The organism is Streptomyces sp. NPDC002623 (assembly GCF_053592635.1).
On record NZ_JBSFWB010000077.1, the window covers coordinates 1 to 17,814 of the forward strand.

The following is a 17,814-nucleotide window of genomic DNA, read 5'->3' on the forward strand; positions in this document are numbered from 1 at the left end:
CACTTCCGCTGCCCCTACCACGGCTGGATCTACAAGAACTCCGGCGAATGGAACGGCGCCCCCCACCGCGCCAAGGCATACCGCACCATCGACACCGCCCGCTGGGGCCTGCGCAAGGCACCCCACGTGGACAGCTACCAAGGCCTCATCTTCGCCTGCCTGGACCCGGACGCGGTCCCCCTGCGCGAGTACCTCGGCGACATGTGCTGGTATTTGGACGTCGTGTTCGGCCTCAACGAACAGGGCATGCGAGCGGCCGGCGATCCCCACCGCTGGATCGTCCCCGCCAACTGGAAGTCAGGCGCCGAGAACTTCGTCGGCGACGCCTACCACGTCCAGTCCGCACACAGCTCGCTCGGGGACATCGGTCTCATCCCCGACAACTCGAAGTCGGTGACCGAGACCTTCCATATCGCTCTCGAGGGCGGACACGGGCTCATCGCCATCCCGAAAGCCCTCCCTGAGCCGTTCGGGGTGGGGAACTATCCGCCCGAGGTGACCTCGACCTTCGATCTGGACCGGCTCGACGACGACCAGCGCGCCTTCCTGGAGAGCGGGTACGGGGTGGTCGGCTTCACGATCTTCCCGAACCTGTCGCTCTTCCAGGCCCCTGGTTCGACGGAGGTGGGCGGGTTTCCGGCGGTCAACACCTCCCTGCGGCAGTGGCAGCCGCGCGGGCCCGAGCAGTTCGAGCTGTGGAACTGGCCCATGGTGTGGAACTCGGCCCCGCCCGAGTTCAACCAGGCCTCGTACGACGCCGCCGTTTTCAGCTTCGGGCCCTCGGGGGTGTTCGAGCAGGACGACACCGTCGTCTGGCGCGGCGGCCCCATGGTGGGCCGCTCGGCGTTCGCACGCCAGGACATGAAGCTCAACTTCCAGATGGGCCTGGACGGAATGAGCGACTACGAGCCCAGGCCCGACTGGATGGGGCCCGGCGAGGCCAGCACCTCGGCCTTCGGCGAGCGGAACCAGCGGCGCTGGTGGCAGCGCTGGAGCGAGGCACTGGCGTCGAGTTGAGGATGCGGTACCGCCGCGTCGGTCGGCGTCGGCGGCTCATCGCGGACGTGACGAACGACGCGGTATCACAACACCGATCTTGAGGAGGAGTTCATGGCGACCGTTGAACAGCGAGAGGAATCAACCAGCACGGGGGCTCGCCTGCCCGACATGGCGAGGTTCATCGACTTCCTGGAAGCCCGGAAGGCGGAGACGGAGAATCCGAAACATGCCGCGATGATCGACCTGCTCATCGAGCACTCGGTCGCCGAGGTACGCGACCACGACATCGACCGGACCATGGCGACACTGGTGGACGACTGCGTCTACCACTGCTACGGCGACCCCGTCGCGATCGCGCAGCAGGGCGGGCGGGTCGCCGACAGGGACACGGTGCGCGCCAACTACCTCCAGAACATGGCCAACGGCATGCTGGCGATGGACAGCCTCGAAGTCGAGGTCGAGCACTTCTTCATCAGCGACGACGCCATCGCCTGGGACGGCTACACACGACTTCGGCTGACTGGCGCGGCGCTGGCCGAGGCGGGCGTGCCCCTGCCGGACGGGGGAACGGCCGACGACGTCTTCGTGCACAGGTCGAGGACGGCCGTCGTCATACCGTTCCGCGACGGTCTGATGGTCGGAGAGGACTTCTACCTCGACGGCCAGGGCACCTTGGAAAGGGCGGCCTGACCGCTCGCCGGCCACGAGGGCGGAGCCACCATACGCGGGCGGTGTCGGCGAGGGCGAAGGGGACCACGAGTCAGCCGTACGGGTGGCGCTACTGCTCCGGTGTCAGCGGCCCTCGGGGGACTGGTTCGCGGCGGGTGGAGCGGCAGTCTCCGGGATCTGCCGCGTGAAGGTCCGTGCGAGGGCGTCGGCGCCGCGCGCCAGCAGGCCCACGTCCACACCGACCGCGGTGAACGTGGTCCCGAGGTCGATGCACCGTCGCGCGAACGTGGGGTTGGTCGTCAGCACGCCGGCCGGTTTGTCGGCCGCGCGCACGCGTCCGATCGCCTCCTCCACCGCCGCGATGACGCTCGGCGCGTTCGGGTCTCCGGGGTGACCGAGGCTGGCGGCCAGGTCGCTGGGCCCGATGAAGATCCCGTCCACGCCGTCGACGGACGCGATCGCCTCGATCTGCCCGAGGGCGTGCCGCGATTCGACCTGCACGAGGACGCACAGTTCGGTGTGTGCCAGCTCGGCGTAGTCCTTGACCCGACCGAACCGGGTGGCCCTGGTCAATGCCGCCACACCGCGGACGCCCAGGGGGGCGTAGCGGGTGGCGGCGACCGCGGCGCGCGCTTCCTCGGCCGACTCGACCTGCGGTATCAGCAGCGACTGCGCGCCTACGTCGAGAAGCCGCTTGATCACGACGGGATCGTTGGCCGGGGGACGCACCACTGGCGAGCAGGGGTATGGGGCGACCGCCTGGAGTTGTGAGAGCACGGTCGCGACATCGGCGTGCGAGTGTTCGGTGTCGAGGAGCAGCCAGTCGAAGCCGGCGCCGGCGATGATCTCGGCCGGGTAGGGGTCGGCCAGCGAGCACCACATGCCGATCAGCTGCTCGCCCCGGGAAAGCGCCGCCTTGAACGCGTTCGGCGGCAGCTGCCACTGGCCCGGCGCGGGCTGCGGCGCGCCGTTCGGCGGGGGTGGTGTGGTCACCGGAACGCCACCCCGATCGAGCCCAAGGGGCCGTAGTCGGCGTGGATGACGGTGTTCGGTTCGACCGAGACGGGTCGGGTGAACGAGCCCGACAGCAGCAGCTGACCGGCTTCGAGGTGCCGGCCGACCGCGGCGAGCTTGTTCCCGAGCCAGGCGATGCCTGCCGCCGGGTGTCCCATGACGGCGGCCGAGACGCCGGACTCCTCGATCACCCCGTTCTTCGACAGCGTCGCGGCCACCCACCGGATGTCGATGTCCATCGGGCGTACGACGCGACCGCCGACGACCATGGCCGCGGCGGCGGCGTTGTCCGCGATGGTGTCGGTGATCGAACGCGGCACCTCGGTGCGGTAGTCGATGACTTCGAGCGCGGGGACGACGTACTCCGTCGCCCGCAGGACGTCGTGGACGCGCAGGTTCGGCCCGTGCAGGTCCGCGCCGAGCACGAACGCGAGCTCGACCTCCAGTCTGGGCTTCGTGTAGCGGTCCGCGTCGAGAGTGGCGCCGTCGCCCACGACCATGTCGTCGGTGAGGAATCCGTAGTCGGGCTCCGTCATCTTCGAAGCCATCTGCATGGCGCGGGACGTCAGTCCGATCTTGTGCCCGACGAGCCGTGCCCCGGCCGCCACACGCTCCGCCGCCCAGAGTTGCTGGATGGCATAGGCGTCGACGATCTCGAGATCGGGATAGGTGTGGCTGAGCTGGGTGATCGGTCGCCGGTCGCGGTCGGCCTGTATGAGGGCAGCCGCGGCCGCACGACGTTCTGCTTCGGTGATCACTGAGTTCCTCTCGGTCGCGTCACGCGCTGTCCGGCTTGTGCCGCGCTTGGGCCGACACGGGCGGGGTCGGCAGCCATGCCTCACCCGGCTCGACGACGAAGGTGAACTCGAGGCTGTACCAGGGCTCGTTCACGTCCGGGTCCGGCGCCGGCTCGTTCTCGTGGCGCACATACGTACCGATGAGACGCTGTACGACGCCGAACTGCGCGTCGGTCTCCAGAATGGGGTCGTCATGGCTGTAGAGCTGGGAGGCGATGGTCTTGTAACCCGGCTTGTGGATCAGCGCGTGGAGATGGGCCGGCCGGAAGGGATGGCGTTTCAGCGCGGTCAGGAGATCGCCCACGGGCCCGTCCGTCGGTATCGGGTAACCGGAAGGCTTGATACTGCGGAAGGCGAAGACACCTTCCGCGTCGCTGAAGAACTTCCCGCGGAGATTCCACTCGGCCTGCTCGGGATCCTGGTTCTCGTAGAGGCCGGCCGGTGACGCGTGCCAGACGTCGACTTCCGCGCCGGCGACCGCGTTCCCCTCGGTGTCGACGATCCGGCCGGTGAAGAACAGCGGCGGTCCCTCGGTGGGCGAGCGGACGATCGACTCGCCGTTGTCCATCCTCGGACTGCCCTGGCGCCAGAACGGGCCGAGCAGGTTCGCCGAGGTCAGACTGTCCTCGGTGCCGTTGTTCATCAGGGAGACCAGCGTCGACAGTCCCAGTGAGCCCGCCATCAGTCTGACCTCGTTGTGGCTGGGCGTGGTGAGCCGCCCCAGCCTGGTCACGATGTCGAGGGAGGCGGCGAACTCCTTTTCGGTAAGCCGTACTTCGCGTGCGAAATCGTGCAGGTGGCGCACCAGCGCCTGGACGATCTCCTTGACGCGCGGGTCGCCGGCCCGCTCCGTCTCGGCAAGTACCGCTGCGGTGAGCTGGTCTTCGTCTTGGATGATCACGTCGGTGTCCCCTGGTGACGGTCGGCTGCCGGCTCGCGGCAAGCGCTGCCACGCGAGTATCCGAAGGCCCTCCGGCCCGCACAACGCCACTGTTCATCCAGTGAACAACGAGCGCCGCGACCTCGATGAAGCTCCGCAGGCGTTGTTCGTTCAACGGTCACCGCTGTGTTCTCCCAAGCCGAGTCCATGCAGCATGGCCGGTCAGGACTTTCCACGGGCCTCGGGTGTGCGTTCCCCGGCTCGGAATGTCGGCGAGCCGCCGCACGGACAGGGAGGAAGCCATGTCCAGCCATGACAGTACGGCCCACGTCGGGCCCGAGGCCTCGTACTGCCCTTACCCGCTCTATGACCGACTGCGAGAGCGAGGTGTGGCCTTCGTCGAGGAGGCCAACGCCTTCATGGTCACTCGGGCCGACGACATCGACGCGGTGCTGCGTGATGTCGAGACGTTCTCCTCTCTCGACGCGCTCGGGCTCCCGCCGATCGAGCCGGGGAACGGGCCGACGAGGACGGGGTTCTATCTGATCACCAGTGATCCGCCGGAACACAGCGGGCGCCGTCGCTTGGCGGCCAGGGCGTTCACGTCTCGCCGGATCGCTCCGTTCGAGCCGCAGATCCGGGCGATGTCCACGGAGCTGATCGAGGGCCTGCGCGGACGCGACGAGGTCGACTTCGTGGCCGACTTCGCCGTCAAGCTGCCCATCGCTGTCATCGCCACGGTGCTGGGCGTGCCGGAAGCGGACACCGCCGAGATGCGGCGGCTCTCGGAGAAGGTGCTCGCCTTCCTCACCTACTCACCCGACCTGCAAGGCTTCATACGGGCCTGCGAGGAGTTCGGCGCGCTTCTGGCGCCGGCACTGGAGGCGGCGGCAGGTGTCGAGGAGGAGACCACCATCCTCCATACGATCGCGGCATCCGGGCTCGACGCGGAGGACGCCACCCGGTTCGTCCTCGAGCTGCTGTTCGCCGGCAATGTGACGACCGCCGATGCCATCAGCAGCGGCGCCAGGCTGCTGGCCGAGGATCCGCCGCTGGCCGACCAGTTGCGGCAGGACCCGTCGCGGCTGGCCACGTTCCTTGAGGAGTTGCTGCGCCTGGAATCGCCGGTTCAGGGGCTGTACCGGACCGCGACCCGTGACACCGAGCTCGGCGGCACCCCGATTCCGGCCGGCGCTCGCCTCCTGGTGAGTTTCGGAGCCGGCAACCGTGACGCGAAGCTGGCCGAACGGCCCGACGAGATCGACCTGGACCGTGTCTCGCCCCACGCGCACCTCGCGTTCGGCCGGGGAGAGCACACGTGCCTGGGTCACGCCCTCGCCCGTGTCGAGGCACGCACGGCTCTAGAGGTGCTGCTGGCCACGGTGCCACGCTTCGAGTTGGCGATTCCACCGGAGCAGCTCGACTACCAGCCCGGCCTCAACGTAAGGCATCTGCAGTCCGTGCCGATTCGTCTGCACTGGTCCTGAAAGACGGCCCGGAGGGGCGACTGCCGAGGAGACGCGTTCGCCGGTCAAAACCTGTGGACTGCTCGACCTGTCTGCTGCGATGAGGACTCGTCAGGCCCCGGCAGCGACGTCAGATGCCGGTGTAGTAGCCGCGTCCGGTAGCCCGGTCGGAGTCCTCGCATACCTCTACTCCTGGCAGCCCGGCGAGGTCGTGGCGCATCCGCTCGAGGGTCGGACCAGCCGCGTCTTCCAGAATGGTCAGTCTGATTTGTGCGTCCTGTGCCCCGATGCCGGCCATGACCTGGGCGGCGAACCTTAGGTGTTCGGCCAAGTGCCAGTGCTCGGAAAGCCGGTTGCCGCCGTCCCGGCCGGCAGTCACCAGACCGAACAACTGGAAGTGAGCGAGGTTCCTCGGACCATTGAAGCTCTGGGCGCGAGCCACTCGCTGAGTGGCTGCCAGACGGACCGGCACGTTCGAACGCGGATCGGCGGCCAGGGCCAGGGAGCGCCGGCGCGATGCCTCCAGCGCCAGTGCGTTCGTCGGATCTGCGGCCACCTCACTGCCTCGAACAGTCGCGATCACCTTGCGCGGATCGACGGTCGACACGGCCGAATGCGCGGCCAGCGGCACAACCGGGGCAAGCACGAGCACCTCGAAGCCGTCGCCATCCTCGCACCGCCGAGCCTGCGTCGGCGTCCCGCTGACCGCCGTACGGGGCACCGGGTGTGGGGAGTTGCCCCACCGATAGGGCACACGGGCGCGGGCGAGCGCGAACTCGGGCAGACCGGTGGCGGAAGCACGACCATCCATGTCACCGGCAACCGAAGTTCGCGCTCGCCCGCTCCGGGTCGAAGAAGCCGGAACTCTTCTCAGACCCAGCCGACGACGGGCACGAAGCGGTTGACCAGGTGGGTGATCTGACCGTCGGCATTGACGGTGGCCTGCTCGATGCCGCTCTGGCCGATGAGGCGGCCGTCGGTCCCGCGGGCGGCCTGGATCCAGTGGCACTCCAGCCTGCCGTCGTCGAGCTCCGTGACGGTCCAGAAGTGCTTGCTGTCGGCCATGCCCTTGGCCAGGTGCTCGTACACCGCCATGATCGCGGGCAGACCGGTCGCCGGTTCCATTCCGTCGGCGAGCTCGACGACGGCGTCCGGCGCGAAGATCACCTCAAGCTCCTTCAGGGCCTCGGGCTCGTACGCCGTACGGTCGTAGATGCTGATGTAGCGGTCGATGACGGTGTCCTTCACGGGGGTTGCCCCAGTCGTCTCGGTCATGTTGTTGCCTCCGTCGTCTCTCAACTCGAACCGGAAACGCTCCGGTTCTGGACTGTGTGTTCTCTCGGGTCAGGTGGCGATCAGGGCGAGCACGGCATCCCGCCGCTCGCGCAGCAGACGCAGGCCTTCCTCGGCGGCTGCGCGGGTCTCGTCCGGGCCGGCTTCCTCGGGGCCGAGCAGGGCCGTCACCGTGGCGGCCATGACCCGGTCGGGGTCGTCGACGGTGACGGCGCTCGGGGCCTGCGGCCCGGTGACGGCGCCGAGGAAGCCGGTCATGAGTGCTTGCAGGGCATAGGCCTGTTCATCGAGGGGCCAGTCGCTCCGTACCAGCCGGTGCTCACGCCACACCGGCAGGACCGTGTACATCAGCGCTGTGGGGCCCAGCAGGTCGAGCAGTTCCACACTGCGCGGATGCTGGGCGAGAACGCCCAACATGTCGTCGTCGCCGGTCTGCATCGCGCGTACGAACGGGTAGCTCACGGCGTTGCGGGCGATCTGCGGGAAGAGCCGATGCGGACGGCAGGTGGTCGGATCTGCGCCCAGTGTTTGGATCTCACCCTCCAGGAACGTCAGGAAGTCCCTGGCGAACAGCCCGAACAGAAGGTCGTGCTTGGTCCCCCAGTACAGGTACACCGTGCCCTTGCCGACATGTGCCTTCTCCGCGATCTCGGCAACGGTCAGCCCTTTGACGCCACGCTTGAGGACCAGGTTCCTGGTCGCGGCGAGAATCCGGCCCGCCGTGGCGGAGTCGTGTTCGGCCAGTACCGTCATCGCTGCCTCCTTGCCTGTGGTGCGTGGACCCGCGGTCGTCGACCTCATGTCAGTGCGAGGTCACGGTCCTTGAGCAGGCCGGCCTTGTTGCCGGTCACCATCCGTTTGAGCAGGCGTGAGACCCCTGGAGCGCGCATTCCCACGTTCAGGGCCTTGCGTATCGCCAGCTCCTTGTTGTTGGCGGGCACGAAGAACACGCGCTGGTCGAGGCCGTTCTGCTGGAACACGTCCACATGGGGGCGCAGGGTCTGTTCCCATGCGGACAGGGCATGGCGCACATCTGTGGGGTTGCGGTCCAGCATCGTGCCGAGGAGGTCGGCCCCGGTGATCCCCATCGAGACGCCCATGCCGGCGTAGAGGCTGACGCACCAGGCGGAGTCGCCGACGAGTACGACCCGGCCGCGGTGCCAGGTGTCCATCCGGGCCTGCTCGACCGAGTCGAACAGCAGGTCGTCGGTGGTGTCGAGCGCGTCGAGCACCTCGCCCAGCAGACGGCCGGTGGGCTCGGGACCGAACGCCGCGCGTACGCGCTGGGCCGGCGTCTCGCTGAACTCGGCGTCCACGTCGTCGGTGTGGTAGTTGAGCAGCACCGTCTGCAGACCACCGTTGAAGGGGAAGACCCACAGCGACCGGTTGGGCTCGAACAGGGTGGCGCCGTCGTCCGGATGGAGTTCGCCGAGCGGGCCGGGAAGCTTGTAGGCGACCGCCATGTAGTTCATCCGGTGCAGGTACTTCTCGTGTGGTCCGAACACGAGGGACCGCACGGTGGAGCGCAGCCCGTCCGCACCGACCACCAGATCGAACCGCTGCGTGACCGAGGTGTCGTCCGTGGTGTCGGTCAGCGTGACGTCCACGCCATGGGCATCCTGATCGATACGGGTCGGCACCGTCGAGTAGCGGATCTCGACATCGTCGGGCAGCGCCATGAAGGCGGCCTCCTCGACATCGCCGCGCACCGTCATCCAGGGAGTGCCGGGCAGGTCGGCGTAGCTGAGGGCACCACGCCGACGGTTCCCGGCGCGGTCGAACTCGTACTGGACGGTCCCCGGTGGGGTGCGGTTGCTCAGTTTGTCGAGGATGCCCAGGCGCTGTGCCGGGTGCCGGCCACCACCGAACAGTGCGATGAAGTACCCGCCGGTGCGCCGGGCGGGGGCCCGCTCGACGACGACCGGCGTCCATCCGATCTGCCGCAGCCGCAAGGCAGTTGCGATTCCGCTGATACCGAGCCCGACCACGAGGGCCCGGCGTTCCTTGCCGCTCTGTACCTCCATGCCTTCATACCTCCTGAGCTGGCAGCCTGTGTGAGCTGACCAAATTCGTCATTTGGTCAGCTCACGGGTTGGTTCATACAGGAGGGCAGGGTCACGCCAGGCGCGCGAGGAGCCTCGGCCGTCCTGTGGGTCGATGGAGTTGTCGGACCGTCCCGACTCCGGTGGAACCGAGCGTCAGCCTGTGGGCAGCGGCTTGATGTTGAAGTTGTGGCTGAACAGGTTGGTGGGGTCGTACTCCGTCTTGATCCTGCGGAGTCGCTCGTACTTGCCGGCTCCGAACACGTCGGCCAGCGCGTTCTCGCCCGGCTCGAAGTTCAGGTTCACGTAGGACGTGCTCAGGTCGAGCAGCGACTTGGTCTTCGCCCATGTGTCGCGGGTCCAGGGCACGATGCGCTCGCGGTCCTCGGCAGTGGTGAAGCCGACCTCGACGCCGATGTGCCACTCGGCGGCCCGTCCGCTGTACGCGGTGGCGTCGTCGTCCAGGTCCTGGACCGCGCCGCCGAGCGACTGCACCGCGAAGACCTCGCGCTGGACGGCGCCGGACGAGATCTTGTCGTGGTACTCCACGGCGTGTTCGACCACACCCTCGACGAGGGGCTGGGACAGCTCGCGTGTCAGTCCGGACTTCATGTACCAGCCCGCGCCGTAGCCGGCGATCTCATCGAAGGCCGTCTGGACAGCGCGGAAGTCGGTGGTCGCGACCGCGTCGAACAGCGGCTTGCCCACACTGCGGACCTCGCGCAGGATCTCGTCGTCCTGCTCCCCGCGGTAGACGACGTTGGCGATCATGAGGCGCTGGCCGGCGACCTGCTCGGCGAGGAACGGGAACGCGTTGGGGTCGAGGCCCAGCGCGCAGGTGATGCTCATCGTGCGGGGCGCCTGCTTCATGAGCTGCCCGAACCTGTACAGCACGTCGACGGCGTCCGACATCAGGTAGACCAACGGGCCGCCCTGGACCGGACCTAGGGGCTGCGTACTGCATTCGAACTCGGTGACGACCCCGAAGTTGCCGCCGCCGCCGCGGAGGGCCCAGAAGAGGTCGGGATTCTCCTCCTCGCTCGCGTGGATGATCTCGCCCTCGGCCGTGACCAGGCGCAGGCGGACGAAGGAGTCGCAGGTCATGCCGAACGACCGCGTGAGGTAACCGATCCCGCCGCCGAGAGCCAGGCCGGCCAGTCCGGTGTGGGACACGATTCCGGCCGGCATGACCAGCCCGTGCTGGAGGGTCGCGGTGTCGACGCTGCCGAGGAGAGCACCTCCTTGCGCGCGCACGCGCCGCGTCGTGGGGTCCGCGACGACGTTCCCCATCCTCGACAGATCCAGTGTTATCCCGTCGTCGCACATCGAGTGGCCGGGGTAGCTGTGGCCGCCGCCGCGAATGGCCAGCGGCAGTTCGGCCTCTCGGGCCAGCCGGACGGCGGCGGCGACATCGTCGTCGTCGGTGGCCTTGACGACCGCCAGCGGCCTGCGGTCTATGTCCCCGTTCCACAGGCTGCGCGCCGTGTCGTACGAGGGTGACGTGGCCGTGATGACGTCGCCCTTGAACACGGACAGAAAAGCGGCTCCCCCGGGGACTTTCTCGATCGAGCTCATGTGAACTCCTCTCGGCTGTGTTCTCTTGTGTCCTGATGGGCCCGGGTTCAGTGCGCCGCTTCGTGCTTCATGATGTCCGCGAGGTATTCGCCGACCATCATCGCGGTCGCGTTCGGACCGCGGGACGTGATCGTCGGGAAGATCGAGGTGTCTGCGACCCTCAGCCCGTCGATTCCGTGCACGCGCAGATGCTGGTCCACGACGGCCTGGTCGTCGGACGCCGGTCCCATCCGGCAGGTGCCCGAAGGGTGGCCACCACCGACGCGGTCGAACGCCCATTGGTCGAGCTTCTTGTCGTCGCCCACCGTCTTGGCGTCCAGCCCGACGATCGAGGCGCCGATCCCGCGCAGCCCGGCGGAGTTGAAGATCTCGAACGCCATACGGATCGCCGCACGGAAGCGAACGTGGTCCTGCGGCTCGCTCAACAGGTTCCATCGCAGGTCGGGCAGCTGGTCGGGGTCGCCCGAGACGAGCGTGACCGCGCCACGGCTCTCCTGCTTCTCGACGACGATCCCCAGCATCGCGTGTCGCAGCGCGCGCGCCTGCCGTGTGACGGCCTTCGCCGAGGTGCCGCGCATCGCCTTGGCGGCTTGGACGGGGCGCGCGAAGACGTCCGTCATGCCCAACATGTCGCTGTTCTTCGTGACGAACGGCAGGATCTCCAGGTCCGAGCCCTCGTCGGTCCAGTGGAGCACGGAGGTCATCGCACCGCGCTCGGGCTGCTTGACCAGATCGAGGCGCGAGTCCCACGCGGCGCTCACCATGGGATGGTCCGTCATGTGCCGGCCGACGCCGGGCAGGTCGTGCACGATGTCGACGCCGTGTTCGCGCAGGTGGTTCGCCGGGCCGATGCCCGAGACCATCAGCAGGTGCGGCGAGCGCAGCGCTCCGGCCGAGATGACGATCTCGTCCCCGTGGAAGACCTGAGGGCGGCCGTCGACGATGGCCTCGATGCCCACCGCGCGCGACTTCTCGGTCAGCACGCGCCGCGCGACCGCGTTGCCCACGATGGTGAGGTTCGGCCGGCCCGTCGCGGGCAGCAGGTAGGCGAGGGCGGTGCCGATCCGGCGGCCCTCGAAGATGTTCAGTGGGACGGGTCCCACACCGCCCTCGGGCCGAGGGTCGTTCTTGTCCGGGTCGGACCCGAAGCCCAGGGCGTGACAGCCGTCGTCGAACGCCGACGTGAACTCCGGGGCCCGGTCCAGGGGTTCGCGCATGACCGGGATCGGCCCGTCGGAGCCATGGGCGTCCCCGTCGAAGTCGAGGTCACGCTCCATGCGCTTGTAGTACTTCTGGACCGTGTCGAAGGCCCACTCGTCGTTGCCGAGCTTGACCCAGGTGTCGAAGTCGTCCTTGAGGCCCCGGATGTAGTAGCACCCGTTGATCGAGCTGGAGCCTCCCAGCCCCTTGCCACGCGGATAGGGGATGCGCAGGCCGGGCCGGACCTCTCCCATGTAGGCCCAGTTGTTCGGGTGCCCGGGTGCTCCGGCGGCCACGATGGCCGGGGCCAGCAGCTCCTGGGGCATCTCGTCGGCGGTCGAGTAGACCGGGCCGCCTTCCAGCAGCAGCACGGTGAGGTCGGGATTCTCGCTGAGTCTGGCTGCGAGGGCTCCGCCGGTGGACCCGGAACCCACGATGATCACGTCAAATTTTCCAGCCACAAGTCCGCTCCGTTCTCGGGTTCAGACATGCGGGACGCGCTGAAATGCGGCTCAGTCGTCCCTGTGCGGTCGCCAGCGGCTCGCGGGAAGACTCCCGGGCTCCGTCGTCGGCGACTGACTGGCAGTCAAGCCAAAATACTTACACCCGTCAGGCTGTGCGTCAATCGCCGCGTTCCAAGAGATTTCGCCACGGTTAACAGCCCGCTCACAGGCTCGCGCCTGGGCGCGCACACCTCTTGACGCTGCTGGTCGCCGGGAGCATGCTGTGGCGCACTGACTGGCAGTCAGTCCCCTTCGGCGGAGCCGTGCCTCCGACCGGGCGCGGAAACAGGCGCGCGGTCTACCGGGCGCGATGGCGCGAACTCCCCCGTTCACCAGTGGCGGTATGCGGGTCGCCGACCGATCCACAACGGCGCCGTGCGCTCACCGGCCGATCCATTCCGGCGCTCCCGTCGAAAGAGCGACGTCGAGAGAGCGACCGTGCACGCGGTCCGGTCACGGACAAGGCCGACGCCGACCCGAGAACCCCGTTTCTCGAGAGCGAATGATCCCAAGGCACGTGTGAGGAGAATTCCGATGACGATTGTTGACCGGCCCGAGACCAAGATCGACGGCAGGTGGGAGATCGTGCTGCGCCCGGACCTGAGTCCCGCACACGACGCGGTGCTGGAGTTGTCCCGGGACGGTGACTCGCTGTCCGTGAAGATCGAGAGCGCTGACGGGACGGGCACCGGCGAAGGATTCGTGGACGGAAGCCGGCTGTCGTGGACGATGACCTTCGGGCATCTGCCGGCTCCGTGGCGTTTCCGTGCGGAGATCGACGGAGACGTGCTGGAGGGGCGGGCGGAGGCGGAGTTCGGACAGTTCAAGATGATCGCGTCGATGGAGGGCGTGCGCGCCGGTTCCGACGCCCGGGTGACGTTCAGGGAGGGCTCGGAGGCGCTGGTCGAGACACTGACCGCGTGCGGCGTGGAGTACGTCTTCGGCTACTCGGGCGGCATGACCACTTCCGTGCAGCGGAGCGTCGTCGGACAGGGCGTGCCCAACGTCAACGCCCGCACCGAGCTGTCGGCGGCGTGGATGTCGTACGGCTACAACCGCGTGAAGCGGCGGGCCGCCTCGGCGACGCTGATGTGGTGTGTCGGCTCGCTGCACGCCGCGCCGGTGGTGCTCGCGGCCAAACTCGACTCCACACCCCTGGTGTACATGCTGATGGAGAACTCGGCGGTGTGGGATCTGCGCGACGCGTTGCAGGACGGCACGGAGCTGTACTCGGCGTTCAAGCCGTTGGCGAAGTACGTCAGGCGAATCGTCGACGGCCAGGATCTGCCGCTGGCCGTGCGCCAGGCGGTGCTCGCGGCGAGCACCGGCAAGTTCGGCCCGGCGGTGCTCGACCTGACGCACGAGGCGATGTACCAGAAGACCACGATCAGGACCGAGCCGCTCACGCTGCCGTCGCCGCCCGCGGCGGACGAGGAAGCCGTGCAGCGGACGATCGAGCTGATCAAGTCGGCCTCCAGGCCGGTGCTGCTCGCGGGCGCGGGCGTCCACATGGCCGACGCGACGGCCGAACTGCGCCGGTTCGTCGAGGCCACCGGGATCCCGGTCGTCTCCAGCGGTCCCGGCGGTCGGGGGGTGCTGCCCGACGACCATCCCCTGTACGCGGGCGACATGAGCGGCTGGGGCTACTTCGGCACCGGCACCCAACTGGCCGAAGAGGCCGACCTGTGGATCGCGGTCGGGTTCTCGTTCTCCCAGACGGCCACCGCGTCATGGTCGCTGGCCAAGCCGGAGAAGGTCGTCCACGTCGACATCGAGCAGGCGCAGCTGGGACGTATCTTCCAGCCCACCGTCGGTGTCGTCGCCGACGCCGGAAAGTTCCTGGCGCAGCTGAGCGGTCGGCTGGAGGCATCCGGCCTCCGGCGTTCGGACGGCGGCGACCCGGCCACGCTGGCGAAGATCGCGCAGGCCAAGGAGTCCTACCTCCAACTGCTGAGTTCCTTCGTCGGAGCCGACCCGATCATGCCCGCCGCTGTAGGCCAGGCTCTGTCGGAGGAGGTCCCGCCGGACACCATCCTCGTCAACGACGAGGGCTTCATGGTGCCCGGGATGGTCTTCAACGAGGACAAGTACCCGTCCGGGTTCGCCAACCCGCTGGGCTTCCACTACGACTCCCTGGGGTCGACGCTGCCCGTGGCGATCGGCGCCAAGCTCGCCGCGCCCGACCGGCTGGTGGTCAGCGTCGGCGGTGACGGCGGCTTCTACTACGACAGCAGCGATCTCTCGGTGCTCGCCGAGCGCAACCTCAAGGTCGTGTGCATCGTGCTCAACAACGGCGGCCTGTACGGCGGTAGGCGCGGCCGTGAGCACGGCGTCAACGCACTGCCCCTGACGCACTGGACGGACCTTCCCGAGGAGACCGACTTCACCACGATCGCCAGGAGCATGGGAGTGCCCGGCGAACGGGTCGAGAAGGCGGACGACATCGCGCCGGCGATCCGCCGCGCGATCGAAGCGGACGGCCCCTACTTCATCGAGGTGATGACGTCAGGGAGCACCCTGCACCTCTCGCTCAACGGGTGGCCCGACCCGGACCCCAAGACCACCCGCAAGTTCGGCCACGGCGACCGTTCCGTGGAGGGCTCGTGGCCGAGCTGACGCGCAACGGCCGATCAGGGCCGGCCCGTGAGGCCGGTCGGCAGGGCCGCGCCGATCCGCTCACGTTGACGCTCGACAGAGGAGTACCCGCCCGTGACACGGGTCAGCGCGTCCAGCTCCGCGGCGGCATCCGTCGGGAACTTGTAGGCACTGCGCACGGAAGCCACCAGGACCTGGACGCACATGTCGGTGACGTCTTCGGCGCTGAGTCGGTCGAGGTTGTCGAGATAGGTCACCGTGACGGCGTCGACGTAGCCGCTCCAGCCGGTGAGCGCCGCCTGCAACTGCGGCGGCGCGCTTTCCGGGCATCCCAGTGACGCGGCGATCTCGGCCAGCGCGTCGAGTCGGGCTGCCTGGAGAACCTCCCGGACCTTCTCGTCCGCGTGGCCCGTCCTCATCATGATCGCGAATCGCTCCGGGTGCAGACACGCGTACTCGAAGTGCCGGAACAGAAAGCCGTGGACGCGCTCGACGGCCGTCAGCTCCGTGTCACGTGGCTTCTCATAGGAGACGAGTTCTTCCCATGCCTGCCGAATGGCGGCCGCAAAGAGGCCGCGCTTCCCTCCGAAGTGGTACGACAACAGGCCGTGCGCGACTCCGGCCCGCCCACAGACCTCGTCGACCGAGACGTCCTCGTACGGCTTTCTGGCGAACAGCTCAAGTGCCGCCGCGATGAGCGCTGCGCGACGATCGACATTGGTCTCACCGACGGCGCCTTCGCCGGACATGTTCTCGGCTTGTATCGGGGGCACTCTTCGAGTGTCACTGGTGGTCGCCACAGAGGGAATTCTAGGGCAGCGAAAACCTGTACCTACCAAGTTCTCCCGTCATCACGTCGGCGGCCGGGGCGGAGCAACCGCCAGACGGAGGGCTCCAACTCGCTCACGGCGCCCCTTCGGACAGAGCACGCGGGCCGGCTGTGAAACCTGAGCCGAGCCGGGCAACGACGAGCAGTCCCCCCGACGGGGTCCTCCCCTGCTTCACGCGCGGCGAGACCGACCGCGCCATCACCAACGCAAGGAGTCAGCATGAAGATCATCGCCCTGGAGGAGCACTTCCTCACCCAGGCGCTGCGGGAAGCGACCGCCGACCATCCGGTCAGCCGTCTGTACGAGGAGACGATCCCCCACTTCATCGGCCCGCTCCTCGACCTGGGTGAGCGACGCCTCGCGGACATGGACGCCGCGGGCATCGACGTCCAGGTGCTCTCCCACACCGTGCCCGGCCCGGAGAGCCTCCCGGCGGACGCGGCCGTACGGCTGTCCGTGGTGGCCAACGACGCCCTGGCCCAGGCCGTCGCCGCCCACCCCGACCGGTTCGCCGGCTTCGCCATCCTGCCCATGCCCGACCCCCGGGCCGCCGCGCGGGAACTGGACCGGGCTGTCAACGACCTGGGCTTCGTCGGCGCGATGGTCAACGGCCATGTCGGCGGCCGTTACCTGGACGACGAGTTCTTCTGGCCGGTGTTCGAGGCCGCCCAAAGCCTCGGCGTGCCGGTCTATCTGCACCCCAACCGGCCGCCCGAGCCGGTGATCCAGGCCAGCTACGCGGGCTTCGCCCCTGTCGTCAGCGAGATCCTGGCCAATGCGGCCTGGGGCTGGCACATCGACACCGGACTGCATGTGCTGCGGCTGATCCTGGGCGGTGTGTTCGACCGCTTCCCGAACCTGCAGATCATCATCGGGCATATGGGCGAGGCGCTTCCGTCGATGATCTGGCGGGCGAACTCGGTACTCAACGCGGTCGCCGGCCTGGACAGGCCCGTCGTCGACTACTTCACCGACAACCTCTACGTCACCACCAGCGGGCTGTTCGACTACGCACCCTTTGCGGCGGCCCTGCACGCGTTGGGCACCGACCGAATCCTGTTCTCGGTCGACTACCCCTTCAGCGGCAACACCGCGGCTCGTGAGTTCCTCGACCGCCTGCCCTTGAGCCGACCGGACAAGGAGAAGATCTCCCATATCAACACCGAAAAGCTGCTCAGGCTGGGCAAGTGATCCTCTGAATGCACCGGCGGTGAACCGGGCAACTGGTCCCGATCCTGAATGAGGGTCCGTCAGCTTGCTCACGGACCCTCTCCACCAGCCGCGATGCGCTGAGGTCGATGGGAGCCGACTGTAATGACGCTGCCCTGACGGTGAACAGCGTCCAAAGGTCGGGGACAGGTTGCTTCCTTCGGAGGGGTCACGCCGGTCGATCGCGGCGTTAGCGTCGGCGACGCCGTCGCCTGGAATCTCGACGGGGCGCCCTTCAGGAAAGAGGCGCCCTTTTCGACCAGTGCCTTGGAGAAAGCAAACTTGAGGAGGAACCCATGGTGGCTGCTGACCGGCAGGCCGGGACAGGCGGTTACGGCTCGCTGAACGGGACGATGCACACCTTCCTCTCCGAGGTCCAGAAGGATCTCGCGCAAGGGATGCTCTCGCCACGGGTGCTCAACGACCCCGACATCCACCGCGCCGAACTGGACCGCATCTTCACCAAGTGCTGGGTGTTCGTCGGACACGTCTCGGAGATCCCCAGCCCCGGCGACTACGTACTCCGCTACGTCGGCGAGGACCAGTTCATCCTGGCCCGCGACGAACAGGGAGAGATCCAGCTGCTCCTGAACAACTGCGTCCACCGCGCCTCACCGGTATGCCGGGCCGAAAAAGGAAACACCTCACACTTCCGCTGCCCCTACCACGGCTGGATCTACAAGAACTCCGGCGAATGGAACGGCGCCCCCCACCGCGCCAAGGCATACCGCACCATCGACAC

At 68.0% G+C, this 17,814-nt stretch carries 16 protein-coding genes; 6 read left to right on the forward strand and 10 right to left on the reverse strand.

Going from position 1 to position 17,814, the window contains the following annotated elements; translation table 11 throughout:
- Both ACWD4O_RS47775 and ACWD4O_RS47780 read left to right on the forward strand, forming a co-directional pair.
- A partial coding sequence (locus tag ACWD4O_RS47775) for an aromatic ring-hydroxylating oxygenase subunit alpha (protein ID WP_451289411.1) occupies window positions 1-1,017 on the forward strand: 1,017 nt, incomplete at its 5' end.
- A gap of 93 nt (window positions 1,018-1,110) precedes the next feature.
- On the forward strand, window positions 1,111-1,689 hold the full coding sequence (locus tag ACWD4O_RS47780; protein ID WP_451289413.1) for a hypothetical protein: 579 nt from the start codon (window positions 1,111-1,113) through the stop codon (window positions 1,687-1,689).
- A 102-nt stretch (window positions 1,690-1,791) separates the two neighbouring features.
- Here ACWD4O_RS47780 and ACWD4O_RS47785 read toward each other — a convergent pair whose 3' ends face one another.
- Genes ACWD4O_RS47785 through ACWD4O_RS47795 form a run of 3 tightly spaced genes read right to left on the reverse strand, consistent with a single transcriptional unit; the run spans window position 1,792 to window position 4,380 of the window.
- Window positions 1,792-2,661: an aldolase/citrate lyase family protein gene (locus tag ACWD4O_RS47785; RefSeq protein WP_451289414.1), complete on the reverse strand. Its 870-nt coding sequence runs from the start codon at window positions 2,659-2,661 to the stop codon at window positions 1,792-1,794.
- Complete coding sequence (hpaH, locus tag ACWD4O_RS47790) at window positions 2,658-3,440, reverse strand: 2-oxo-hept-4-ene-1,7-dioate hydratase (protein ID WP_451289415.1); 783 nt, start codon at window positions 3,438-3,440, stop codon at window positions 2,658-2,660. The genes ACWD4O_RS47785 and hpaH overlap by 4 nt, the downstream gene beginning before the upstream one ends.
- Before the next feature lie 19 nt (window positions 3,441-3,459).
- Window positions 3,460-4,380, reverse strand: coding sequence for a dioxygenase family protein (locus ACWD4O_RS47795; RefSeq protein ID WP_451289416.1), 921 nt, complete (start codon window positions 4,378-4,380; stop codon window positions 3,460-3,462).
- 281 nt (window positions 4,381-4,661) lie between these two features.
- Between ACWD4O_RS47795 and ACWD4O_RS47800 the strand changes: the two genes are divergently transcribed.
- The gene (locus tag ACWD4O_RS47800) at window positions 4,662-5,846 is read left to right on the forward strand and encodes a cytochrome P450 (protein ID WP_451289417.1); all 1,185 of its coding nucleotides are present in this window, start codon (window positions 4,662-4,664) and stop codon (window positions 5,844-5,846) included.
- A 109-nt stretch (window positions 5,847-5,955) separates the two neighbouring features.
- On the opposite strand, the gene ACWD4O_RS47805 is transcribed toward ACWD4O_RS47800, so the two are convergent.
- From ACWD4O_RS47805 to mftG, 6 genes are all read right to left on the reverse strand, one after another.
- The gene (locus ACWD4O_RS47805; RefSeq protein ID WP_451289418.1) at window positions 5,956-6,636 is read right to left on the reverse strand and encodes a hypothetical protein; all 681 of its coding nucleotides are present in this window, start codon (window positions 6,634-6,636) and stop codon (window positions 5,956-5,958) included.
- Window positions 6,637-6,695: 59 nt separating this feature from the next.
- Window positions 6,696-7,100 carry an ethyl tert-butyl ether degradation protein EthD gene (locus ACWD4O_RS47810; protein WP_451289419.1) on the reverse strand — a complete coding sequence of 135 codons (405 nt, stop codon included), beginning with the start codon at window positions 7,098-7,100 and terminating at the stop codon, window positions 6,696-6,698.
- 69 nt (window positions 7,101-7,169) lie between these two features.
- Window positions 7,170-7,871 carry a TetR/AcrR family transcriptional regulator gene (locus ACWD4O_RS47815; RefSeq protein ID WP_451289421.1) on the reverse strand — a complete coding sequence of 234 codons (702 nt, stop codon included), beginning with the start codon at window positions 7,869-7,871 and terminating at the stop codon, window positions 7,170-7,172.
- Window positions 7,872-7,915: 44 nt separating this feature from the next.
- Window positions 7,916-9,142, reverse strand: a complete 1,227-nt coding sequence (locus tag ACWD4O_RS47820) for an FAD-dependent monooxygenase (protein WP_451289422.1) — start codon at window positions 9,140-9,142, stop codon at window positions 7,916-7,918.
- Between the two features lie 174 nt (window positions 9,143-9,316).
- A complete protein-coding gene (locus ACWD4O_RS47825) occupies window positions 9,317-10,735 on the reverse strand; it encodes an FAD-binding oxidoreductase (RefSeq protein WP_451289423.1) in 1,419 nt (472 codons plus the stop codon).
- Window positions 10,736-10,782: 47 nt separating this feature from the next.
- Entirely contained in the window at window positions 10,783-12,378 is a 1,596-nt protein-coding gene (gene mftG / locus ACWD4O_RS47830) for a mycofactocin dehydrogenase MftG (RefSeq protein WP_451289424.1), read from the reverse strand.
- A 594-nt stretch (window positions 12,379-12,972) separates the two neighbouring features.
- Here mftG and ACWD4O_RS47835 point away from each other — a divergent pair.
- Entirely contained in the window at window positions 12,973-15,054 is a 2,082-nt protein-coding gene (locus ACWD4O_RS47835) for a thiamine pyrophosphate-binding protein (protein ID WP_451289425.1), read from the forward strand.
- A gap of 14 nt (window positions 15,055-15,068) precedes the next feature.
- Here ACWD4O_RS47835 and ACWD4O_RS47840 read toward each other — a convergent pair whose 3' ends face one another.
- Complete coding sequence (locus tag ACWD4O_RS47840) at window positions 15,069-15,806, reverse strand: TetR/AcrR family transcriptional regulator (RefSeq protein ID WP_451289426.1); 738 nt, start codon at window positions 15,804-15,806, stop codon at window positions 15,069-15,071.
- A 276-nt stretch (window positions 15,807-16,082) separates the two neighbouring features.
- On the opposite strand from ACWD4O_RS47840, the gene ACWD4O_RS47845 reads away from it, so the two are divergent.
- A complete protein-coding gene (locus ACWD4O_RS47845; protein ID WP_451289427.1) occupies window positions 16,083-17,054 on the forward strand; it encodes an amidohydrolase family protein in 972 nt (323 codons plus the stop codon).
- Window positions 17,055-17,368: 314 nt separating this feature from the next.
- Window positions 17,369-17,814: Rieske 2Fe-2S domain-containing protein (locus ACWD4O_RS47850; protein WP_451289428.1), on the forward strand; the 446-nt coding region annotated here is incomplete at its 3' end.

Excerpts from the sequence above, each read along its gene's own strand:
- ACWD4O_RS47780 (WP_451289413.1), top strand. The coding sequence starts at position 1,111 with ATGGCGACCGTTGAACAGCGAGAGGAATCAACCAGCACGGGGGCTCGC.
- ACWD4O_RS47800 (WP_451289417.1), top strand. The coding sequence starts at position 4,662 with ATGTCCAGCCATGACAGTACGGCCCACGTCGGGCCCGAGGCCTCGTAC.
- ACWD4O_RS47805 (WP_451289418.1), bottom strand. The coding sequence starts at position 6,636 with ATGGATGGTCGTGCTTCCGCCACCGGTCTGCCCGAGTTCGCGCTCGCC.
- ACWD4O_RS47810 (WP_451289419.1), bottom strand. The coding sequence starts at position 7,100 with ATGACCGAGACGACTGGGGCAACCCCCGTGAAGGACACCGTCATCGAC.
- ACWD4O_RS47815 (WP_451289421.1), bottom strand. The coding sequence starts at position 7,871 with ATGACGGTACTGGCCGAACACGACTCCGCCACGGCGGGCCGGATTCTC.
- ACWD4O_RS47820 (WP_451289422.1), bottom strand. The coding sequence starts at position 9,142 with ATGGAGGTACAGAGCGGCAAGGAACGCCGGGCCCTCGTGGTCGGGCTC.
- ACWD4O_RS47825 (WP_451289423.1), bottom strand. The coding sequence starts at position 10,735 with ATGAGCTCGATCGAGAAAGTCCCCGGGGGAGCCGCTTTTCTGTCCGTG.
- ACWD4O_RS47835 (WP_451289425.1), top strand. The coding sequence starts at position 12,973 with ATGACGATTGTTGACCGGCCCGAGACCAAGATCGACGGCAGGTGGGAG.
- ACWD4O_RS47845 (WP_451289427.1), top strand. The coding sequence starts at position 16,083 with ATGAAGATCATCGCCCTGGAGGAGCACTTCCTCACCCAGGCGCTGCGG.